This is a genomic window from Roseateles sp. (assembly GCF_039595595.1).
Lineage (GTDB): Bacteria > Pseudomonadota > Gammaproteobacteria > Burkholderiales > Burkholderiaceae_C > Roseateles.
Window position 1 is genome coordinate 49751 of the sequence record NZ_JBCNLG010000011.1, and the last position, 18318, is coordinate 68068.

The following is an 18318-nucleotide window of genomic DNA, read 5'->3' on the forward strand; positions in this document are numbered from 1 at the left end:
GCTCAAAGGTTCATGCCACCCACACGAGCCGGTCGATTATCAGTGCAGTCGTATCGAATCTGTCCTGAATGTGTTGCCCATGACAGGCAGAACTTCGGGGTGGGCCATTGGCATGTCTTGCACCAGATCCCGGCGCTGTTCCGCTGTCCATGGCATCGCGTCGCGCTGCACGATCGGTGCGAGGGCTGCGGAGCGTCGTTAGGCGGGCCTCGATTGCTTCGTCTCCCGGGCGACCGTTGTAGGAAGTGCAACTCCGAGGTTACGACGAGCGGCTCACAGCCTGTCTGCAGTCCAGGCTATGAGGCGTTCGAAGCGCTGGTCGTAAGAGCCAACGATGGCCAAGCGCCTGAAGTTCGGCCGTTGATCAGAATGCGTTTTATGGATCGAGTCATCTTTCGCCGACTCGGCGCGCGCGGTGTTCAGGAGGCCGTGCAGAGGTTCCTCGAATCTTGGGGTGCGGATAGCGCGAAGGACCTTGAGCGCATGCTTGGATGCGCAGTGTCCGAGCGGCTGCTGTTGGGATTGTTCCGCGGTGTGGATGCTGGGTGCTCGCGATACTTGCAGGGCGCGGCGCTCGCGTTCGCACTTCAGCACTCGACCGCTGAAGATAGGCAGGTCTGCATGACGAGAGAGTGCGGCTTTGACGGTCCTGAAGAGCTCTTCGCAGATGGCGGCGCGAAGTACTCTGCTCCGGCGCTGGTTCGAGACCTGTGTCGATTGGCCGGTGAAGCCGGATATCCCGTGGCGGCTGCTCGAGGATTGGCCGACGGAAGATCTCCACGCCAACTGGCTACGCTGGTCGCTCCGAAAGTCACCGAGCGCTTTCTTGGTCTGCTGCCTATCGATGTCAACGCTCGCTATAAAGAGCTTCTTTCTGAACTATCAGCGCGAGCACCATGCCGAATGCCATTGACGCAAGAGGCAGTTAGGGAGCGGATCTCCGCCAAAATTCACCAAGGCTGCATGACCAGAACGCAGCTCTTCATGGCGGACTCGAGCGCATACAAGTGGGCGCTTAGAAACGATTCAGTTTGGCTGGATCAGGTCTTACCGCGGTCAAAAGAACGGAGGCGGCCGACATGGCGAGAAGCAGGTCAGGCGGTGATTCGTCGCACGTTGATTGCGGCAATCCGGGAAGGAGTAGACACCCGAACCTTGCTTAGAGCCAAGAGGTCCGCCGCCTATAAAGCTGCTCTTCAGAACGATGCCGAATGGCTAGATTGCGTGCTTGCATTGCGACGCAAGAGGCGCCCTTAATATGAACGCCCAGGGGCGATTGTTCACGGCGGACACCTTCGCCAACTTGCCTTTTCTTTTTGAAGGAGAAACGCTATACAGTTGGGCGGGGGCAGCGCATCTATCCAACCCGAATCCCGATGCCCGAGAGACCAGTCGGTGCCTCTACGGCTCTCCCCGAGCGGCAATGCTGCATGACTTTCCGTCTCACATTGACACGCTGAGCAGTAATCTCGGTGGAGCGATCGGAACGCCGAACGTTCTGGCGCTACGCCACTCGTTGCTAGGCTACTTTCTTCCCGCTCGACCGCCTGATTTCGTAGCAGGAATCCTTCGCGCCATAAAGATCGGCCCGGTGGGCGGTTTGAAGTTTCAGCTCGGGCTTCCCGCGAGTCGGATAGGCGGCCATCATCCACTCAAAGGTTGCCCGATGTGCTTTGATCAACAGGTCAACAGGCACGGTCGGGCCTACTGGCTGGTTGGTCACCAGCTTCCCTCCGTGTTCTGTTGTGTGGAGCATGACGAAATGCTCCAGGTGGCCTGGACTCCCGCAGCACCCGTTCAGCGGCGTGGCTGGGTTCTGCCTCTTGGTGGTTTATCTAGGCAGTGGTGTAGCTATCCGCTTGTCAATGACGCGCAGTTCCAATGTCTGAGGCGGCTGGCCACTTTTTCAGCGCGTTGGGCTCAGCAGCAGCCATCGTCATTCGACGGTATGCGGCTGGCACTGACGTATAGAACTGCGCTGCATGGGCACGGTCTGATCACGCAAGGAGGTAGCCTGCGCCTTGCAGAAGCCGTCCGCTTACTGCGGCAGAGCTATTCGGGTCTCGATGGATTTGAGGGACTGAGCGCGATCCGGAGCAGCGATGCCAGCTGGTCGACACTTATCGGCTCGGCATCGCGTCGGGTGCCGCGTCCCTGTCATCCGCTCAAACACCTTCTGCTGATTTGCATGCTGTTCCCAACCTGGGACGAGTTCATCACAGCATACGAAGCGGCGGCAGGCGAAGCGGTCGCCGAGGCTCCAGCAGCCGCCACTCGCACGACAGAGCAGACGGCACAAGGCAGCTTTTCTGAGCTTGTGAAGAACCAAGGGCTCTCCATTTCTGCAGCTGGTCGCCGCGTCGGTATCTCGACGACGACGGCAGTGCGTTGGGCGAAGGTCATTGGATTGGGCTACACGGCACGCGCAAAGACGTATACCCAAGATCGCCTTGAAGAAGCTCGTGAGTTGTTACGGCAGGGGGCGTCGAAAGTTCAGGTAGTAGAACAACTGGGGTTCTCTGTAGGCGCCGTCAATCGCTTGATTTCTTCGGAGCCGCATCTGGCGGTCGCGTGGCGTGTGGCGCTGCACGAGCGTGCGCGGCAAGCCAACCGGGAGCGCTTCTCTGAGGCTTTAGCGCAGGTGCTTTGCCGCCCGCTTAAGGAGATTAGAGCCACCCCAGGCTCTGGGTACGCCTGGCTCTACAGACATGATCGGGCTTGGCTAACCGAGAAATTGCCCTTCTTTGGCGATCGAGCGTTGTAACGCTGCCGCGTCCCGGACTCTCCGGAACGCAGGCTAGAGGTACTCGGACGGAGAACAGAACCCGAAATGTCAAGTTATTGCGCCGGTCATGAGGCGGCGCGAGGAGCGTAAGTGATTGATTCTTCGTGGCCTGTTGTCAAGTTAATGTTGGAACGAACCTCTAGACAGACAATAGGCTTGGAGAAATTGCGCCTCGGGGCGGGCTCTTGAATGACATTCGAGGGAAGGTATCGGGAACTTTCTGCGCTCACCTAGTCAACCGCCTTCCTCCTGCGCGAGCTTTAGGTCAAGGCTCCAAGCGAGTCAGGCCGACTTGCCCGGCCCCGTCATGTTGTTAGATGCATCAGCGCGTTCGCCGGCCGGGTCGACCGCAGGCGGCCTGGCGGCTGCGTGGAAGCTGCGAAGCGTCAGGCGCAGGACCCACCACCAAGCGTATACAGCCGACGTCGTGTTGCATTCCCGTGCATCGAGCAGGCCGTGCGCGACTTGATTGCGAAGGTTTGGCCCGATCGCAGAACAGAAGAGCGCCTTGAGCTCGAAAGTCAGGTCCTCACCGAAGGTTGTCTTCATCGCTGGGGTCTCCACCAGCGCGCTCAGGCCAATCTCGTTCTCGATGCCATCTGCGTCGATGGTCGATGTCCTGACCTGCTGCTGCTTGAGTTGCCACCGTACCAGATGCTCCACCTGCGGAGCCAGCAAGTACGTCGCGGTGGCAAAGTCGTGTTCAAAGCCTTCCCAAAGCCCCTTGGCGAATTGCTCGGACCGACCCGGCGGCACGATCGGCGCCATGCGCATCAACTGCGACAGATCGACTTGGCGCACCAAGTGCTCGCGGGTGATGACGGCTGCGGCGGGAAGTATCTGTCCCCTGCAGACGAGCTCGACCTCCAACAGGTAGTGACGCATCATGACTGAGAAGACACGTCCAGCTTCCGAGTCGTCCACGCCGCCGGCGGTCTTTGCGATCACTCGCCCGTCGCGGCTGTAGTGAGAAGCGCCGAACATCGAGCTCACGGGGTATTCCCGCAACGTCTTCTTGGCGCCGGCCTCGAGTTCGGCCGCATTTGCGCCGTGATGAAGATGGGCAAAGTAGAGCAGCGCGTGCAATGGTGGCTGGCCGCTCACCCGCTCCTCGGCCTGTCTGACGAGATCGCGAATATCGATCGGATCGGTGGAGATCGTGGCCATACCCTTGAGCGCTTGCGGTCCTGACCTTTCGATCTTCAGACGCAGGCGTTCCAGGTGCGCAGCGACTTGGCGCGATTCCCGTTGATCGCCGGGCACCTTGCGCAGAACCTGGACTGCATCTTCGAAGAACGAGCCTGCGACCATGTGCCCTTGAACACCCTGCTGGGCAATACGCTCATCGGCCTCGGCTTCGAAGGACAGCGCAATCGCCACTGTCATGTCGGCTGCTCGCTCAAGATTCTCCAAACGGGCGTACCAGTCGCTAGCCAAGCTGAAGCAGTTGCGAGCGAAGAAGTGCTGACTGGCGGCAATTTGCTTTTCCGCACGTTCCGCCAGAAGGCCTGCGATCTGCTCGCCTGCGTCGTCGCCAAGGCGACGGTCGAGCAAGGTTTGCGCAGCGCGTTTACCCAGCAATCCATCTGCGGGAATCTGCGTGATCGCTAAGGCTACCAATGCGGCCTCGATCTGTTCCAGCCTGTCGCCTGCCCCCTTTCGAAGCTGCAGGCATAGCGTGATAGCCCGACGCCATGCCTCCATGACCGTGAACTCATTGTCCTCGGTCAGGGTCGTCGACCTGTACGTGTCGATAGCCAGCAGCGCGTCAGCAATCTTCTTGGGCTTGGCGCGCAGCCATGCAAGATCGGCCAAGCGAGCGCGCAACGCGGGCTGGTCGATAGCGGCGGCGACCTCTGACATCAATGCCGCATCCGCCGGCGTGAAATCTTCGCTGATGGCCGAGCGGTGCTCGCCAAAGACTGCGAGCGGCCCGAACGGAGCGTTGGTGCTGTCGCCCTTGAGCATGAGAGAGCATGCGTCTGCGATCATCCACAACGCCTTGATCACGGGCCAATCGGGCTCGCCGGGAGCAGCGGCCTCCGCGCGGGTCCTGGCTTCATCGGACAGCCGCTGCCAGAACGCCGCGCAGTCAAGTTCCTTATCGGCGATCTCAGGAAGTGCGAGCAGCGCGGCGATCGCAATGGGCGCTGTGGTTTGTGTGTTCTCAGGATAGCGATGCATGAAGGACTCTCCGGAGGTACGGTTGCACACTACGCCCTAGTTCTTTGGCCGGCAGTTGTGGGTGGGGCGCTGTTTGTCAGGAATACGCTGCAAACTGGCAAACGGAATTCGCGACCAGAACCCGACATGACTAGGGGACCTACCTAGACGCAGGGAGGCGCTGCAGATCCTCGACCGCCGGGGGCTTAAGCGGTAGCGCGGGCGGTCGCAGCTCGTCACGCGTGGACAAAACTGCCGAATAGTCGAGCGCCGGGCACCTTCCCGGATGCGCCGCCACACTGCCCCTTTTTGAAGATCCGAATGCGCGAACATCTGCTCTCCTTCCTGAACGTCGCAATCCTTGCTGCCATGGTTGTCATGTTGTGGCGCAGTCCGACGCGTCTGCTCTTTAGCATGGCCTGGATTGCCGCCTACCGAGGCGTACTCGCACACTTGCCGCGAGGGTGGCGCGCGAAGGTCCATTCGGGAGCTCGGCGGGTTTTGATCTATGCCGAGCGCTTCAACCGCGAGGCCACGTTCGTGCGACTGCGCCGCAAGAGATTCAGTGCACGCTGGGGGTTTTTGGAAGGGTGGTGGAAGGCTCCGATGCGCATGTGCATCACCGCGGTCCTCACGGTTTGGCTTGCGGTCCAGATCTACGACACGCTGCAGTCTGCGCAGCAGGCGACCGATCGCCTCGCGCAACAGACGACAGAGGCGATCGTCCAAGAGCGGCTTGGGACAACATCGCGCAATCGCGATCAGCTCAACTGGGAGCTGTGTGTCGAGGCGTCAACGACCGCCGCAGTGAACGGGCTTCTGGTCGCTCCGTTCGAAGGTCTGCCCGATGGCTTCAAGGCGATCGGAAGAAGTGTCGTCATGCACTTTGGAGAGCAAGCGCGAGCCCGCGCCGAGCTACAGAATTCGATCCGAGCCAAGGCTGCACGCTGCGAGCCACTCTTGCCGCATGAAAACCATTCGTTCGCTCGGTGAGCAGTGCTACAGGCCGGTACGCGTGGAGCCGAGCTGGCGTGCGTTACCTTTTTCGCTAGATGCAGCCGTGGCGTAGATCTCTAGGCGGGCATCTCAAACGCCAGCCAAGGCTCTAGTTCGGACCGCCTAAAGTCCCCCCGCGCGCGGCGCGAGCGCCGGTGTCAATGGCCGGCGATCAACCCAACGCGAGTCCCCCTGAACGCGCGTGTGCAGCCGACCTTTCCAGCGCCCCCGGTGTCGACTGGTGCTATCTTGTAAATGTCCCGACAACAAGAAGGACAGAAGAATGGCGACGGCCCCCAAGAATCATGGAAAGGCATGGACCGATGCAGACTTGCAAAAACTCCGTGACCTCGCTCAGGCCAACACACCAACGCGCGTGATCGGCCTCAAGACCGGTCGCACGCCCGCAGCCGTGCAGCAGAAGGCGAGCAGCGAGAGCATCTCTCTCAAGCCGACTAATCAGAGGCCCTACGGCACGAAGAAGAAGTAGGCAGCACAAAGGCCGTGACGCATGGCCGCAACGCTTCGATCACAAGGCCCTGGGGAGGGAAGAATGATCCTGCCGGACAACGAAACTGAATCGCCCCGGATTTCTTAGACTGAATCGACCAGGGGCAATCCAAGTACTTGCCCGCGCGAAGAAGCGGGAGCGGGACTCATTGCGTACCCACCTTTTGTTAGCTGCCCGTAAGAGAACGCGCTCATTTCCCCCAGCCACTTCGACACGATCCCCGCGTAGCGGGTCGTCAACCGACCGAGCCCAGCACGTCCACGGGCACGAGGCCATCCAGGTCCTGATCCGCGGTGCATGCAGCCGCTGCCCGGCTGGGCGTTCCCTGCTTGAGCCACACGCGGGCGGCGTGCAGGGTCTGTTCCAGGGTGCAACTCAACACCCGCTCGCGGAAGTCCTTGCGATGCGAGAACGTGACGCCACGGCGCCGGAGTCGCACCGCCTCCATGCCTTGGTCGTACGGCGACAAGGGCTTGTCCAGGCGCTTGACGACGCCAATGATCGCTTCCTCGAGCGCTTCCTGCGTGTAGTCCGAGCTGAGCAGCTCTTCGAGTCCGGCGCTGAAGTCGGCGTACGTGCCGGCCAGGCGCGGATCCCGGTACGAGCTCATCGTGAAGAGACGATCCTCGCCCGAGTAACTGGCGGAGCCGCCATACGCGCCGCCTTGTTCGCGCAGCCGTCGATGCAGGACGCGGTGCGTCAGCAGCTCGGCAGCGACCGCCAGACCGGGTGCGTCCACGTGGGTCATGCCAGGCGCGCGCCACACCATGTAGCAGTGGTTCACCTGGCCCGAGAAGACCAGGGCGAGATTTGCCCGCTCCGGAGCAGAGGAGACGGGCGCCTCGGTGGCAAGCCGCCGGCTCTGCGGCGGGGCCGCCTGCTCCGCGGCGCCCAGCAACTCACGCACTTCGTCCGCGCGCGCCTGAGAAGACACCCACGTCACCCGCCGCGGGCTGACACGCAGCTGTTCATGCAGGTCGCCCAGCTTGGCGGCGACAGCGCGCAATCCTTCCGGGGACTGCAGTTGCAGCTTCAGCGAATGCCAGAAGGGGAGAGCGGCGAAACCTCGGGTTTGATGGCCGAATGCCTTCGAGCCAGCCAACGGCGCCGCCGCAGCCCACGCTGCGAGTTGCCCGCCATTCTCGGGAAGCTTGGCGAACAGCTCGTCGACGAGGCTTCGTGCAAGGAAGGCGATGCGATCCAGCTCGTCGAATCGGGGTTCGTCGGCCCAGGCCTTCACTACTGCCGTGATGTCCGCACGGCACTCGTTCAGGCCTGAGGCGAAGAGGCAGAGGGCGGGCACCAGCGTATCGCTCCCCTCGTCCTCGACGAGCGCGTCCAGGTAGACCCCGAACGCGGGAACCCGTTGCTGCCGCCAGGCGGACGCTTCCTCGAAGCGCATCGACTTGGCGCCGAGCCCCGGCAGCAGGTCGCCATACAAGGTCAGCCATGGCCAGTCCTTCCTGTCGAAGCCGCTGAGATCAACGCTCAACGTGCCGTAACTGATGCCGTTGGAAGCGACTTCCACCGCCACAGCCCCGGCGTCGACATCCAGCACCGCAGGCACCCGGCGCGGCTCCCGATCGACATCGACCGGCGCGATTCGCGGCAGCACGTCCGTCCGAGCATTTTCGGCACGATGGGCCACGAGTGCCTCCGCCTCGGCCTGGATGCGGCGCAACTCGGCGTCGCTCAGGCTCGCGGCCTTCGCCCTCAGCCGCTCGGCTTCGAGCGCATCGCGATCGCGGGCGTAATGGGCGTCGGGGATGACTCTCGCGACCAGGCAGGTCGGGCTCTCCAGCACGTCGCGCACCATGCCCTTGAAGAACGCCGGGTCGGCGAACTCCTGCTCCAGGACGGTCAGCACCTCCTCGTTGTCGAACGAAGGAAGCACCTCGGCACCGTACATGAGCGCCGGCACGGCTTCCAGCAGGCGGCTCAGCGCATCGGGCATGCCGCCGCCACGGATCTGCCGCTGGTTGAAGCGCATGTCGCGAATCGCAGCCTGGAACACCGGCGGGGGCACCCCGTCGCGGGCTGCCGCCTGAAGGGCCTCGGTGATGACTTGCCTGGCGGCGTCGATCTGCCGCTCGCTCAGACCCTCCATGCCGAGATGAAGAGCCAGTTGGCGCGCACCCGTGTTCACGCCGTTGTACTGGGAAGGGCGGCCGAAGCCGGCGCTTTGCATCGCCTTGAGCACCGGTGCCGAGGCGTCGCCGAGCAGGCCCCGCGCGAACAGCTGGCATCGTCCGGTGCGCAGCGCATCGCGGCTCTCGGTCATGCGCCAGGCCAGTTGAACGCCGAACTCCTCCGGCCCCGCCTTCTGCGAGGGCACGCGGACATCCGCGAAGCGCGGCGCATGCCACGCGGGCGCCAGCTCGGGCATGCGAAGGGGATGCCTGCCTGGCTTGCGAGTCAAGACCTGTGCGGCGATGCGCGCCTGGATCTCCTCGGCCGGGATCCGGCCGGCGGTCAGGAAGAAGGCCTGGGACGGATGGTAGTGACTGGCGTGGAACGCCAGGAGCGCTTGATGCGTGAGTTCCGGGATGACCAGCGGGTCGCCGCCGGAATCGACGGCGTAGGTCGTGCCCTCGAACAGATGGGCGTCCAGGCCACGCATCAGGACGCGGGTGGGATTGCCGTAGACCCCCTTCATCTCGTTGAGCACCACGCCGCCAAGACTGAGCTTGGCGCCGTCCGCCAGATGGCGCCAGCCCTCCTGACGGAAGCTGAGCTCGTCAAGCTTGGGAAAGAAGGTCGCGTCCAGATAGACGTCCATCAGATTGAAGTAGTCGGCGCGATCGGTCGTGGCAAACGGGTAGACCGTCCTGTCCGCATACGTCATGGCGTTCATGAACACGGAGAGTGAGCGCCGCATCATGCGGAAGAACGGGTCCGCGACCGGAAAGCGCTCGGACCCGCACAGCGCCAGGTGTTCAAGGATGTGCGCCCGACCATCGCTGACCTGCGGGACGGTGGGGAAGCCGACCAGGAATGCGAGTTCGTCCGCCTCCGTTCGCAGATGAACGTGTCGCGTGCCCGTGTCCTCCGCCACGTACTGCTCGAGGACGGCCTTGAGCACGGGGAGCGGGTGGTCGCTGAGCTTTCTGAACATCTCGGGTGGTCCTTCTGGAAGCGGTTCGGCGGCTTCGGGGCGGGAATCAGTCGCCCTGATTCATGCAGGTGGCGGGCCCGCAAGCATAGGGACCAGCGCGGCGGCGTCTTCATGACGCCCACTCATGGCGGTGTCGTGCCGTACTGGGCGGCGCGCCATGACAGTCCGCGCCTTGGCATCTCGAACGCTTCTGGTCTTTCGAGATGCCGCGGTGTCCTGCTCGCGGAGTCAGTACACATGGTCGGCTGATCGCCGGTTCTGTATTGATCGCGGCGATCCGGGTTCGGTAGTCTTGCGACGCTCGAAGCCCGGGCCGGTCAACGTGACCGGCTCTCCGACTGTCCTGATCGAGGACGCTTCCGGAAGGATCCCATGTCTACAGCCATTCATACCGTCACCGACGCCTCTTTCGAGGCCGAGGTTCTGCAACAGGCCGGCGTCGTGCTGGTCGACTTCTGGGCGCCCTGGTGCGGCCCCTGCAGGGCGCTCTCGCCGCTGCTGGACGAATTGGCCGGCGACTTCGCCGGTCAGGCGCGCATCGCCAAGGTCAACGCCGATGACAACAAGGCCGCGAGCGAGCGCCTGTCGGTGCGCGGGCTGCCCACGCTGATCCTGTTCCAGGACGGCGTTGAGAAAGAGCGAGTGCTGGGTCTGGTCAGCAAGAGCCGCTTGGCCACCCTGCTCGACAAGTACGTGGAGGCGTGAAGCGATGACGACCACCACCACGCCGGCGGCCAGCGAACGCGCTGCCTCGAACTCGGCCCCCGCCGTCCCGACCCTCTGGCTGCAAGCGGCGCTGAACACCATCACCGGTCGCCTCGGTGCGGAGCGAGCCTTGTCTGAAACGCAAGCGCTGGTTGCCGCCATCCCGGCCGGTGTCGACGTCGAGCCGCTGGGCAGTGCACTGATCCTGCGCCTCCTGGACGAGGTCGTCGCGGTGCGCGCCCCGGAGGGCGAACTGGCTGAAGCGCTGGCCACCATCCGGGACCTGCATCGTCGTTGCCTGGCCGGCGAGGAGCTTGCCGCGACCGCGTGGAAGGCGCCGCGACGCCAGGCTGTCGAGGCCACCGACAGGTGCGTGCCAGCGCCGGCGGAGGGCGCGCGCCTGGCGCCGGACGACGCGCGTCTGCGCGGCGTGGGCCTGACCATTGAAGCCGCCGCCTGGGATCCGCGCCGCTCCGCCTCCGCCGTGTCCGAGGTGCTGAGGCAGTGGCTCGCGCTGGAGGGGTTGAAGGCGGATGCCGAGTTCGGCTGGACCAACGAGGACGACGCGCGCGTGCGCCGCCTGCTGGCCGAGATGCATGCCAAGTACCTGGCGGACAAGCCCGAAGAGAAGCGCACGGTCTTCGACTTCCTTGAGATCGACCACGACGACGTCGCGACCCGTCTGCGCGCCCACATCAAGCACGGCAATCAGCACGGCGTGGTCTGCTGCGAGCGCGCCTGCGCGCTGCTGCGCCGGCTGCTGGCGCAGGCGTGCTGACGCCGCGCCTTGAACGGCGCCAAGTCGCGCCGCCGGCTGGCGATCGGTCCGGACCGTCGAGCAGGCCCTTCATGCGCTGCTCGTGATGGTTGAGGAAATCCCCCGCGACCCGTCTCGCGCCGCATACATTCGCTGCTCGACGACCGATTCACGGTCGCGCAGGGAGAACCCATGCCCGCCTCCGACCTCGCCCGTCCATCGACGGACGCCGCTGTCCCCGACCTCACGCCCCAGGCGCTCGACCGCTTGCTGTCCGAGCGCGGCCAGCCACCGGTATTGCTCGACCTCTGGGCGCCGTGGTGTCAGTCGTGCCTGGCAATGGCCCCGGTGCTGCATCGGTTCGCCAGCGCGAGCCAAGGCAAGCTGCGCGTGGTCAAGCTCGACACCCAGGCCCACCCCCAGGTCGCCAAGGCCATGGACGTGCGGAGCATTCCGCTGCTGGTGCTTTTCCGCGACGGGCGCGAGCTTGCCCGGCTCGCCGGGCTGCAAAGCTTTGAACAGCTGCGCGCCTGGGTCGACGAGCACCTGGACGATCCCGTCGTGGATGCCAGTGCCCCGGCCTTCCGATCGCTCGTGCCGCTGGGCGGTGCCTTCTACGGCGACGACAGCCTGCGCCGCTTCTTGCTCGAGCGCGTCGTCGCGATGGCGCAAGCCGGTCACATCGACGGCGACAGATTCCCGCTCTGGAGCGTGGACCGCGGGACGCCATCCTGCGCGCTCGTGCGGCACGAGTCGCCCCAGGTCTTCGCCCGGGTGACCGGACTCAGCGCCGCGCTGGCCTACTGCCTTCACTTCATCGCCGCGCGGAGCGCGCCGGCCTGGCGCGAACTCTTCGACGCGCTGCCCGCCGGTGCCGACACGCGCGGCGTCGCGCCGCGCCTCCTGTTGCGCTGGATGGGAGACGAGGCGATCGACTGGCCGGCCCATCTGGGTCCCGCCGCCGACGCGGTGCGACGCGACTGGCTGCGCCTGTGCGACGAATGGCTGCAGGGTGAGCCGCCCTTGCCCACGGACTGGGCCGCGCTCGCCTCGAGCGCGATCGCGCTGAGGGATCCCGCACCTTCGCGCGTGATCGCGGACAACTTCGGACAAATGGTGTCCCGGCTTTCGCCGCCGCCGGCCGACGACGACGCGGTGTGGGGCGCGGTGCTGTGCATGTCCGGGACCTACCTGCTGCTGAGCCTGATCCAGCGCGAGATGGGGCTGACGGACGAGGAGCTCGGCTACGAGGTGGTGATCCACCGCTGGTTCAGCAGCCGCTGTCCCGATCCCTCGTCCTGGACCGAGGCGCAGATGCAGGCGTTGCGCGACCGATTCCAGGCCGAGAACACCGAATTGCTCGTTGCGCACGAGGCCAACATGACCCGCTTCAGCCAGGAGCTCGACGCGCGCATCGCGCCGAAGCACGAGCGCCTGCGCGCCCAGTTGATCGACGCGCTGCGCGAGATCCAGCGCGGCTGATCCCGCCGCGCCGGGGCCGAAGTCCCCGTCGTCTCCGCGCCTCACGCGGGCGCCGGGCCCAGGACCTCAGGACGCGCTGGACGCCGACGTCATCTCCAGCACATGGTCGTGGTACTGCAGCAGCGCGCTGCGGTGTGCGACGCTGATGAGCGCGCTGTCCGGCAATGCGCCGATCAGCGCCTGGTAGATGCGTCGCTCGTTGTCCTCGTCCAGTGCGCTGGTGGCTTCGTCCAGGAACAGGAAGTCCGGCTTGTGCAACAGTGCGCGGGCGATCGCCAGACGTTGCTGCTCGCCGCCCGACAGGCGCTGCTGCCAGCGCTCCACTTCCGTCAGTGAACGCATCCGCGACGCCAGCCCGACCGTGCGCAGCGCCTCGATGCAGGCCTCGTCGCTGAAGTCCTCGGCCTCGCCCGGGTAGGCGAGGGCGGCCTTCAAGGTGCCGTCCGGGATGTAGCTGCGCTGCGGCAGGAACAGGGTCGACGCATCCTCAGGCATCTGGATGGCGCCATGGCCGTAAGGCCACAGCCCCGCCACCGCGCGCAGGAAGGTGCTCTTGCCGGTACCCGAAGGGCCGCGGACCAGCCAGCGCTCGCCGCGGCTGAAGCGCTGCGGTGCCAGCTCGCTCAGCGGCTCGTCCAGCGGCGAGCGCAGATGAAGGGCCGACGTCGTCAGCGCCGCCTGCGGCATGGCCGTCACCGTGATGCCGCGCGGCCGGTGCACCGCCTTCTCCAGTGACCAGCTCAAGTCTCGCAGCCGATTGCAGATCGCCAGCCAGCCGGTGATGCCCAGGTAGGCCTGGTTCACCAGCGACAGCGTGCCGTTGAACATGCCAAAGGCGCTGGTGATGCGCGTCATGCCGCCCAGCGTGATTTCGCCGGCGAGATAACGCGGCAGCGCGGCGATCGTGGGCACGGGCTGGAACACATGACCGTAGGCCGTCTGCATGAACATGACCTTCACCGTTCGATGGACGATGCCCAGGGTGTTGCGCCGCACCTGCTCGAAGCGGGCTGACAGCCGGCCTCGCTCGCGAGGGCCGCCGCCGTAGAAGGCGATCTGCTCGGCGTTCTCGCGCAACTGCATCGCGGTGTAGCGGTAGTCCGCCTCCACGGTCTGCTTCTCGATGTTGAGTCCCACCATCCTCTTGCCGACCCAGTGCGTCAGCGCCAGTTGCAGTCCGGTGTAGAGGAAGGCCAGGAAGACCATGTAGCCCGGGATCGCGACATGAATGCCGCCCACCTCGAAGCGCAGCGTTCCCGACAGTTCCCAGAGCAGCCAGCCGTAGGTCACCGCATGGAGGCCGGCGGTGGTGAAGTTGAGCCCCAGGTTCAGCGTCTGATCGGTGAAGAGCCGCACATCCTCGGCGATGCGCTGGTCGGCGTTGCTGAGCACGCCCTCGCGCTCAATGTCGTAGTAGACGTGGCCCTCGGTCCAGCGCTTGATCAGCTGGCGCGTCATCCACGTGCGCCACTGCAGGTCCAGCAGATTGTTCAGCGCGACTTGCGTGATGGTCAGGCAGCCGCTGGCCAGGCCCACGCCGGTGGCCATCAGCAACGCGCTGAACAGCGCGTTCCACTTGCGGTTGACCAGCGCGTCGGTCACCTCGCCCGTGAGCTTGTTGGCCCACACGGCGAGGTAGGTGCCGAAGAGCAGGATCGCCACGATCAGCCCCAGTTTGAGGAAGGCGCTGGCGCGTTCCTCCGAACGCCAGAAGGGAATGATCAGCTGGCGCTTGGTCGGGCGGCCCCGCGCGGCGGCATCGAGCGTCATTTGAAGTCGCGCTTGACCGTCAACATGAAGGTTCGCCCATTCAGAACCGGCATGAAGTCGCTGCTGACGGTGGTGGCGTACAGCCGTCGATCGCCAATGTTCTTCACGCCGAAGGTGGTCGACCACGGGCCGCGGTTGTAGAAGACGCTCATGTCGATCTGGGCTTGGCCGGGAACCTGCGACATGTAGCGCGGATCGTAGTTGCCCTTGGACTTGCTTGTCGCGCTGACGCCCGCTCCGAAGCCCAGGCCCCTCCACGCTTCGCCTTGAAGGTCGTAGGTGGCCCACAGGCTCATCTTGTGCTTGGGCACGCCGGTGTAGACCTTGGTGGGATCGCCGACATCCTTGAGCGTCGCGAAGGTGTAGTTGAACAGCAGGTTGGCGCCTGGCGCCACCCGGCCCTGCGCGTCCACTTCAAATCCGCGCGAGACCTGCGAGTCACGAACGTCGTAGCAGTTCTTGACGCGGTTGTAGACGAGTTGGTTGCTTTGAGCCAGCTCGTAAGCCGCGGTGGTCAATGAAAGCTTGCTGTCGAACAGGTCGAACTTCGCGCCGACTTCACGGTTGCGCGTGAGTTGCGGCGGCACCAGCCCGCCGTTGCAGCTCACGTTGGTGGCGGGCGCGAAGCCCTCTGCATAGTTGGTGTAGAGCGATACCTGGGGCGTCAACGTGTACACCAGGCCCACGCCGGGCGTGGTCTGCCAGATGGTCTGCTTGGGCGAGGTGGAGACGACGTTGGCCGTGGGGAAGGACGTCGTGGCCGCGATCGTGTAGCGATTGCGGCGCAGGTTCACGAGCAGATTCCAGTCGCCCCAGGTCATGAGGTCCTGTGCGTAGGCGCCAAGCTGCGTGGTGTGCTGGTCCCAGACGCTGGACAGCGTGTTGGCATCGGTGCGCAGGTCCCCGAACTGGTAGGGCACTGCCGTCGGGTACATGGTCACGGTGGTCGTCGGGCCGGACCATTGCGGCTGGTTGTAGACCGTGTCGGTGTGGTTCACGCCCACCGAGAGCTTGTGCCTGACCGGTCCGGTGTCACCGGCGATGCGAAGGTAGTGATCGCCGCTCAGATCGCGTTGGTTGAAGAAGGTGTGCGACGCATAGAACGTCACATTGCCGTTGGGGGAGTCGTTGGCGGCTCCCTTGGCGTAAAGCAGTCCGGAGGGGGTCCGCAGATGGAGTTCCGTCTCCTGCAGCGAGCGCTGAAGGCGGCTGATGAACGTGATCGAAGGGGTGATCGTCTGTTCGAGCTGGTAGAAGAAGCGCTTTTGTTCGGTATCGAAGCCGTCCTCGGCGCGTCCGGGACGCAGGCCGGGAATGGGGAGGATCACGCCGTCCCGGCGCGCGAAGGTGTACAGCGGCACGGGCGCATGCTGTTTGCCGTACGACGCCCCGACGATCAAGTCGGTTGTCGCGTCCTTCCAGCGCAACTGCGGTAGCACGGAGTCATCCTTGCGGCCATCGAATCCAAAGTCGTTGTCCCTGGCCTTGCTGTGCGCCGCGATGAGCCGGAAGCTGAGCCGGCGGTCGTCGGTCAGCGCCTGTCCCACGTCGGCTCCGAGCGTCAGATCGCCATGCGAGCCGTATTGCAGCATCACGGATCGGATCGGATCGGCCTGCGGCTTCTTGGTCACGACGTTGACGCCGCCACCCAGCGAGTTGGACCCCGCCAGGATGGCCTGCGGCCCCTTGAGCACCTCGATGCGCTCGACGCCGAAGACGTTGGTGAGCGAGGCGGAGGTGTCGCTCAGGCCGTTCACCAGCGCGGAGGTCTGGCCGTACCCGCGCACCGTGAAGGTGGGGGAGCCCTGGGGCGTCTGATTGAAGCCCATGCCGCTCACGTTGGCCAGCGCATCGCGCACCGACAGCACCTGCTGGGATTCCAGCACCTTGCTGGTGATGATGGTCACCGCGCCCGGAACGTCCATCAGGTCGGTGCCGCTGCGTGTGGCAGTGTCGGAGCGATCGGCCTTGAAGCTGGTCTCGGCCTGATCGCGCCTGGCCACGACGAGCACGGTGTCGAGCTTGCCAGGAAGCGCCACCCAGTAGCCGCTGGCCACGCGCAGCCAGTGCACACCGCTGTCGGCAAGTGCTGCGGAAAGCGCCTCGTCCACGCTCAGCGAGCCCCGGATGGCGGGCGCCTGCTTGCCCGACACCGATTCAGCGTCCATGTCGATGCGCACGCCGCCAATGCGCGAGATCTCCCGCAGGGTGCTGGCCAATGGCGCTGGCGGCAAGTCGAACGCGTTCGCCCTGGCCGCCGGCGCCGGGGAGGCCACCGCTTGCGCCGACGCGCCGCAGGGCATCGCACAGAAGGCGAGCACACCCAACATGACGGCGCCGTACTGCTGGCGGGCGGAGGAGGCGGACGATCGAGGTGACATGGCGATTCCTGTGGCCAATGGACGATGTGCCAAAAGGTTATCCAGTCACGGTGCTGCAATATCGATACAGTTCGCAGCTTTGGCGGGGGTACTGGCACGTACACATGGTCAGTACAGTTGAACCATGATCACACAGGCGGATCGCAGCGGGGAAGAGAAGAAATGAGCATTCCGAAAATGCGTGCCGTGCGCGACAACATGGGGTTCTCGATAGCCCGGTCCGACTTGACGGCAGACGCGGGAGCCGCCGGAGGTTCGCTCGTCGATCGCATCTTTTCGCTGGTGTCCGGTGCCATCCAGTCCCGGCAGGTCGTGACAGGGACGCGCTTGCCGTCAGTACGGCGGCTGGCCGAGGACTGCGCCATCAGTCGCGACACCGCGGCGCGCGCCTATGACAAGCTGGTGGCCCACGGCTTGGTCGAGTCGCGGCGTGGCGCGGGATATTTCGTCAAGTTGGCGGGTGCTCGCAGGAGCCCGGACAAGGCGCCGCCTCGTCCCAGCCTGTTCTACCCGGGAGGGCTGGACGCGGTGAGCACCATGCGGCTCGAACTGCAGCGTCCGTCGCAGGCGCTGATCAGTCGCAGCGGCATCGGGACCTTGCCTGAGCACTGGATGGATGAGCCGTCCATCGCGGGGGCCTTGCGTGCGGTCGCTCGTGGCAATCAGCGCGCGATGGCCACCGCGGGCGACCCTCAGGGCTACCTGCCGCTGCGTCACCAGCTTCAGGTCAAGCTTCAGGAGGTGGGGCTGCATGTCGATCCTGGCAACCTGATCCTGACGTCAGGGGCGACCGATGCCTTGAACCTAGTGCTCCTTTGCTTTCTGCGCTATCCCCGGGAGAAGGTGCTCATCGAGCAGCCCTGCCAGCCGATCCTGACCGAAAGGATGATGTCGGCGGGACTGGAGATGCATGCCGTTCCCCGTCTGTCCGACGGGCCAGACCTGGATGTTCTGCGGGCGCTCTGCGTCGAGCACAAGCCTCGCTTCTTCTTTCTCAGCACCGCGTTGCACAACCCCACCGGCACGCATGTGGCTCCGCACAAGGCCTTCCAGATCCTGCGGCTGGCCGAAGAGTTCAACCTGACACTGGTGGAGGATGACACCTACGGAGATCTGATCCCCAGCGGAACCGCGGGCGCGGTGACGCGCCTGGCGTCGCTGGATCAATTGCAGCGCGTCATCCACATCGGCAGCTTCTCCAAGACCATGGCGCCGGGCCTGCGCGTGGGGTATCTGGCGGCCAGCTCCGAGCGGATCGAGTGGATGGCCACCTACCGCGCGCTGAACTGCCTGGCGAGCAACAGCCTGGCGGAGCGCACTGTCTACCGCCTGCTGTCGGAGGGGAACTACCGGCACCACTGCGAGCAGTTGCGGATGCGGCTGGCCGACCTCCGGCCCCGCGCCGCCGATGCGCTGCAGCGTCTGGGCCTGACGCTGGCGCATGAGCCCGATGCCGGCTTGTATCTTTGGGCGGACCTTGGCGAGGGTGTCGACGCGTTCAGGGTCTCCCAGCAACTGCTCGAGCAGGGCCACCTCACCGCGCCAGGGCGGCTGTTCTCCTTGGCGCATGCCTCGCATATGCGCTTCAACATCGCGACGATGCTGGAAGGGGACGTGCTGTCCGCACTGGCGCGTGTGCTCGGTCGCTGAGTC

General features: G+C 64.8%; 12 protein-coding genes. 8 read left to right on the top strand and 4 right to left on the bottom strand.

Annotated features, from left to right (window positions below):
* The first annotated feature begins 378 nt into the window (after positions 1–378).
* Both ABDW61_RS14920 and ABDW61_RS14925 read left to right on the top strand, forming a co-directional pair.
* The gene (locus tag ABDW61_RS14920) at positions 379–1257 is read left to right on the top strand and encodes a hypothetical protein (RefSeq protein ID WP_343639702.1); all 879 of its coding nucleotides are present in this window, start codon (positions 379–381) and stop codon (positions 1255–1257) included.
* 1 nt (position 1258) lies between these two features.
* Entirely contained in the window at positions 1259–2764 is a 1506-nt protein-coding gene (locus tag ABDW61_RS14925) for a TnsD family Tn7-like transposition protein (protein ID WP_343639703.1), read from the top strand.
* A gap of 303 nt (positions 2765–3067) precedes the next feature.
* On the opposite strand, the gene ABDW61_RS14930 is transcribed toward ABDW61_RS14925, so the two are convergent.
* Positions 3068–4969 carry a DUF4209 domain-containing protein gene (locus ABDW61_RS14930; RefSeq protein ID WP_343639704.1) on the bottom strand — a complete coding sequence of 634 codons (1902 nt, stop codon included), beginning with the start codon at positions 4967–4969 and terminating at the stop codon, positions 3068–3070.
* 300 nt (positions 4970–5269) lie between these two features.
* Between ABDW61_RS14930 and ABDW61_RS14935 the strand changes: the two genes are divergently transcribed.
* Both ABDW61_RS14935 and ABDW61_RS14940 read left to right on the top strand, forming a co-directional pair.
* Positions 5270–5941, top strand: a complete 672-nt coding sequence (locus tag ABDW61_RS14935) for a hypothetical protein (RefSeq protein WP_343639705.1) — start codon at positions 5270–5272, stop codon at positions 5939–5941.
* Between the two features lie 286 nt (positions 5942–6227).
* Complete coding sequence (locus ABDW61_RS14940; protein ID WP_343639707.1) at positions 6228–6434, top strand: hypothetical protein; 207 nt, start codon at positions 6228–6230, stop codon at positions 6432–6434.
* Between the two features lie 256 nt (positions 6435–6690).
* Here the strand turns inward: ABDW61_RS14940 and ABDW61_RS14945 are convergent, their stop codons facing one another.
* Positions 6691–9570, bottom strand: coding sequence for an insulinase family protein (locus ABDW61_RS14945; protein WP_343639709.1), 2880 nt, complete (start codon positions 9568–9570; stop codon positions 6691–6693).
* A gap of 372 nt (positions 9571–9942) precedes the next feature.
* On the opposite strand from ABDW61_RS14945, the gene trxA reads away from it, so the two are divergent.
* From trxA to ABDW61_RS14960, 3 genes are all read left to right on the top strand, one after another.
* The gene (gene trxA / locus ABDW61_RS14950; RefSeq protein ID WP_343639710.1) at positions 9943–10275 is read left to right on the top strand and encodes a thioredoxin; all 333 of its coding nucleotides are present in this window, start codon (positions 9943–9945) and stop codon (positions 10273–10275) included.
* A gap of 4 nt (positions 10276–10279) precedes the next feature.
* Entirely contained in the window at positions 10280–11053 is a 774-nt protein-coding gene (locus ABDW61_RS14955) for a hypothetical protein (protein ID WP_343639711.1), read from the top strand.
* A 171-nt stretch (positions 11054–11224) separates the two neighbouring features.
* Entirely contained in the window at positions 11225–12514 is a 1290-nt protein-coding gene (locus ABDW61_RS14960; protein ID WP_343639712.1) for a thioredoxin domain-containing protein, read from the top strand.
* A gap of 66 nt (positions 12515–12580) precedes the next feature.
* Here ABDW61_RS14960 and ABDW61_RS14965 read toward each other — a convergent pair whose 3' ends face one another.
* Both ABDW61_RS14965 and ABDW61_RS14970 read right to left on the bottom strand, forming a co-directional pair.
* Entirely contained in the window at positions 12581–14284 is a 1704-nt protein-coding gene (locus ABDW61_RS14965; protein ID WP_343639714.1) for an ABC transporter ATP-binding protein/permease, read from the bottom strand.
* A complete protein-coding gene (locus ABDW61_RS14970; protein WP_343639716.1) occupies positions 14281–16665 on the bottom strand; it encodes a TonB-dependent receptor in 2385 nt (794 codons plus the stop codon). Before ABDW61_RS14970 ends, ABDW61_RS14965 begins: the two co-directional genes overlap by 4 nt.
* Before the next feature lie 162 nt (positions 16666–16827).
* Between ABDW61_RS14970 and ABDW61_RS14975 the strand changes: the two genes are divergently transcribed.
* Complete coding sequence (locus ABDW61_RS14975; protein WP_343639717.1) at positions 16828–18315, top strand: PLP-dependent aminotransferase family protein; 1488 nt, start codon at positions 16828–16830, stop codon at positions 18313–18315.
* The last annotated feature ends 3 nt before the right edge of the window (positions 18316–18318 follow it).

Bases quoted from the DNA above. Each gene is read 5' to 3' on its own strand.
- ABDW61_RS14920 (WP_343639702.1), top strand. From the start codon at position 379: ATGGATCGAGTCATCTTTCGCCGACTCGGCGCGCGCGGTGTTCAGGAG.
- ABDW61_RS14925 (WP_343639703.1), top strand. From the start codon at position 1,259: ATGAACGCCCAGGGGCGATTGTTCACGGCGGACACCTTCGCCAACTTG.
- ABDW61_RS14930 (WP_343639704.1), bottom strand. From the start codon at position 4,969: ATGCATCGCTATCCTGAGAACACACAAACCACAGCGCCCATTGCGATC.
- ABDW61_RS14935 (WP_343639705.1), top strand. From the start codon at position 5,270: ATGCGCGAACATCTGCTCTCCTTCCTGAACGTCGCAATCCTTGCTGCC.
- ABDW61_RS14940 (WP_343639707.1), top strand. From the start codon at position 6,228: ATGGCGACGGCCCCCAAGAATCATGGAAAGGCATGGACCGATGCAGAC.
- ABDW61_RS14945 (WP_343639709.1), bottom strand. From the start codon at position 9,570: ATGTTCAGAAAGCTCAGCGACCACCCGCTCCCCGTGCTCAAGGCCGTC.
- trxA (WP_343639710.1), top strand. From the start codon at position 9,943: ATGTCTACAGCCATTCATACCGTCACCGACGCCTCTTTCGAGGCCGAG.
- ABDW61_RS14955 (WP_343639711.1), top strand. From the start codon at position 10,280: ATGACGACCACCACCACGCCGGCGGCCAGCGAACGCGCTGCCTCGAAC.
- ABDW61_RS14960 (WP_343639712.1), top strand. From the start codon at position 11,225: ATGCCCGCCTCCGACCTCGCCCGTCCATCGACGGACGCCGCTGTCCCC.
- ABDW61_RS14965 (WP_343639714.1), bottom strand. From the start codon at position 14,284: ATGACGCTCGATGCCGCCGCGCGGGGCCGCCCGACCAAGCGCCAGCTG.
- ABDW61_RS14970 (WP_343639716.1), bottom strand. From the start codon at position 16,665: ATGTCACCTCGATCGTCCGCCTCCTCCGCCCGCCAGCAGTACGGCGCC.
- ABDW61_RS14975 (WP_343639717.1), top strand. From the start codon at position 16,828: ATGAGCATTCCGAAAATGCGTGCCGTGCGCGACAACATGGGGTTCTCG.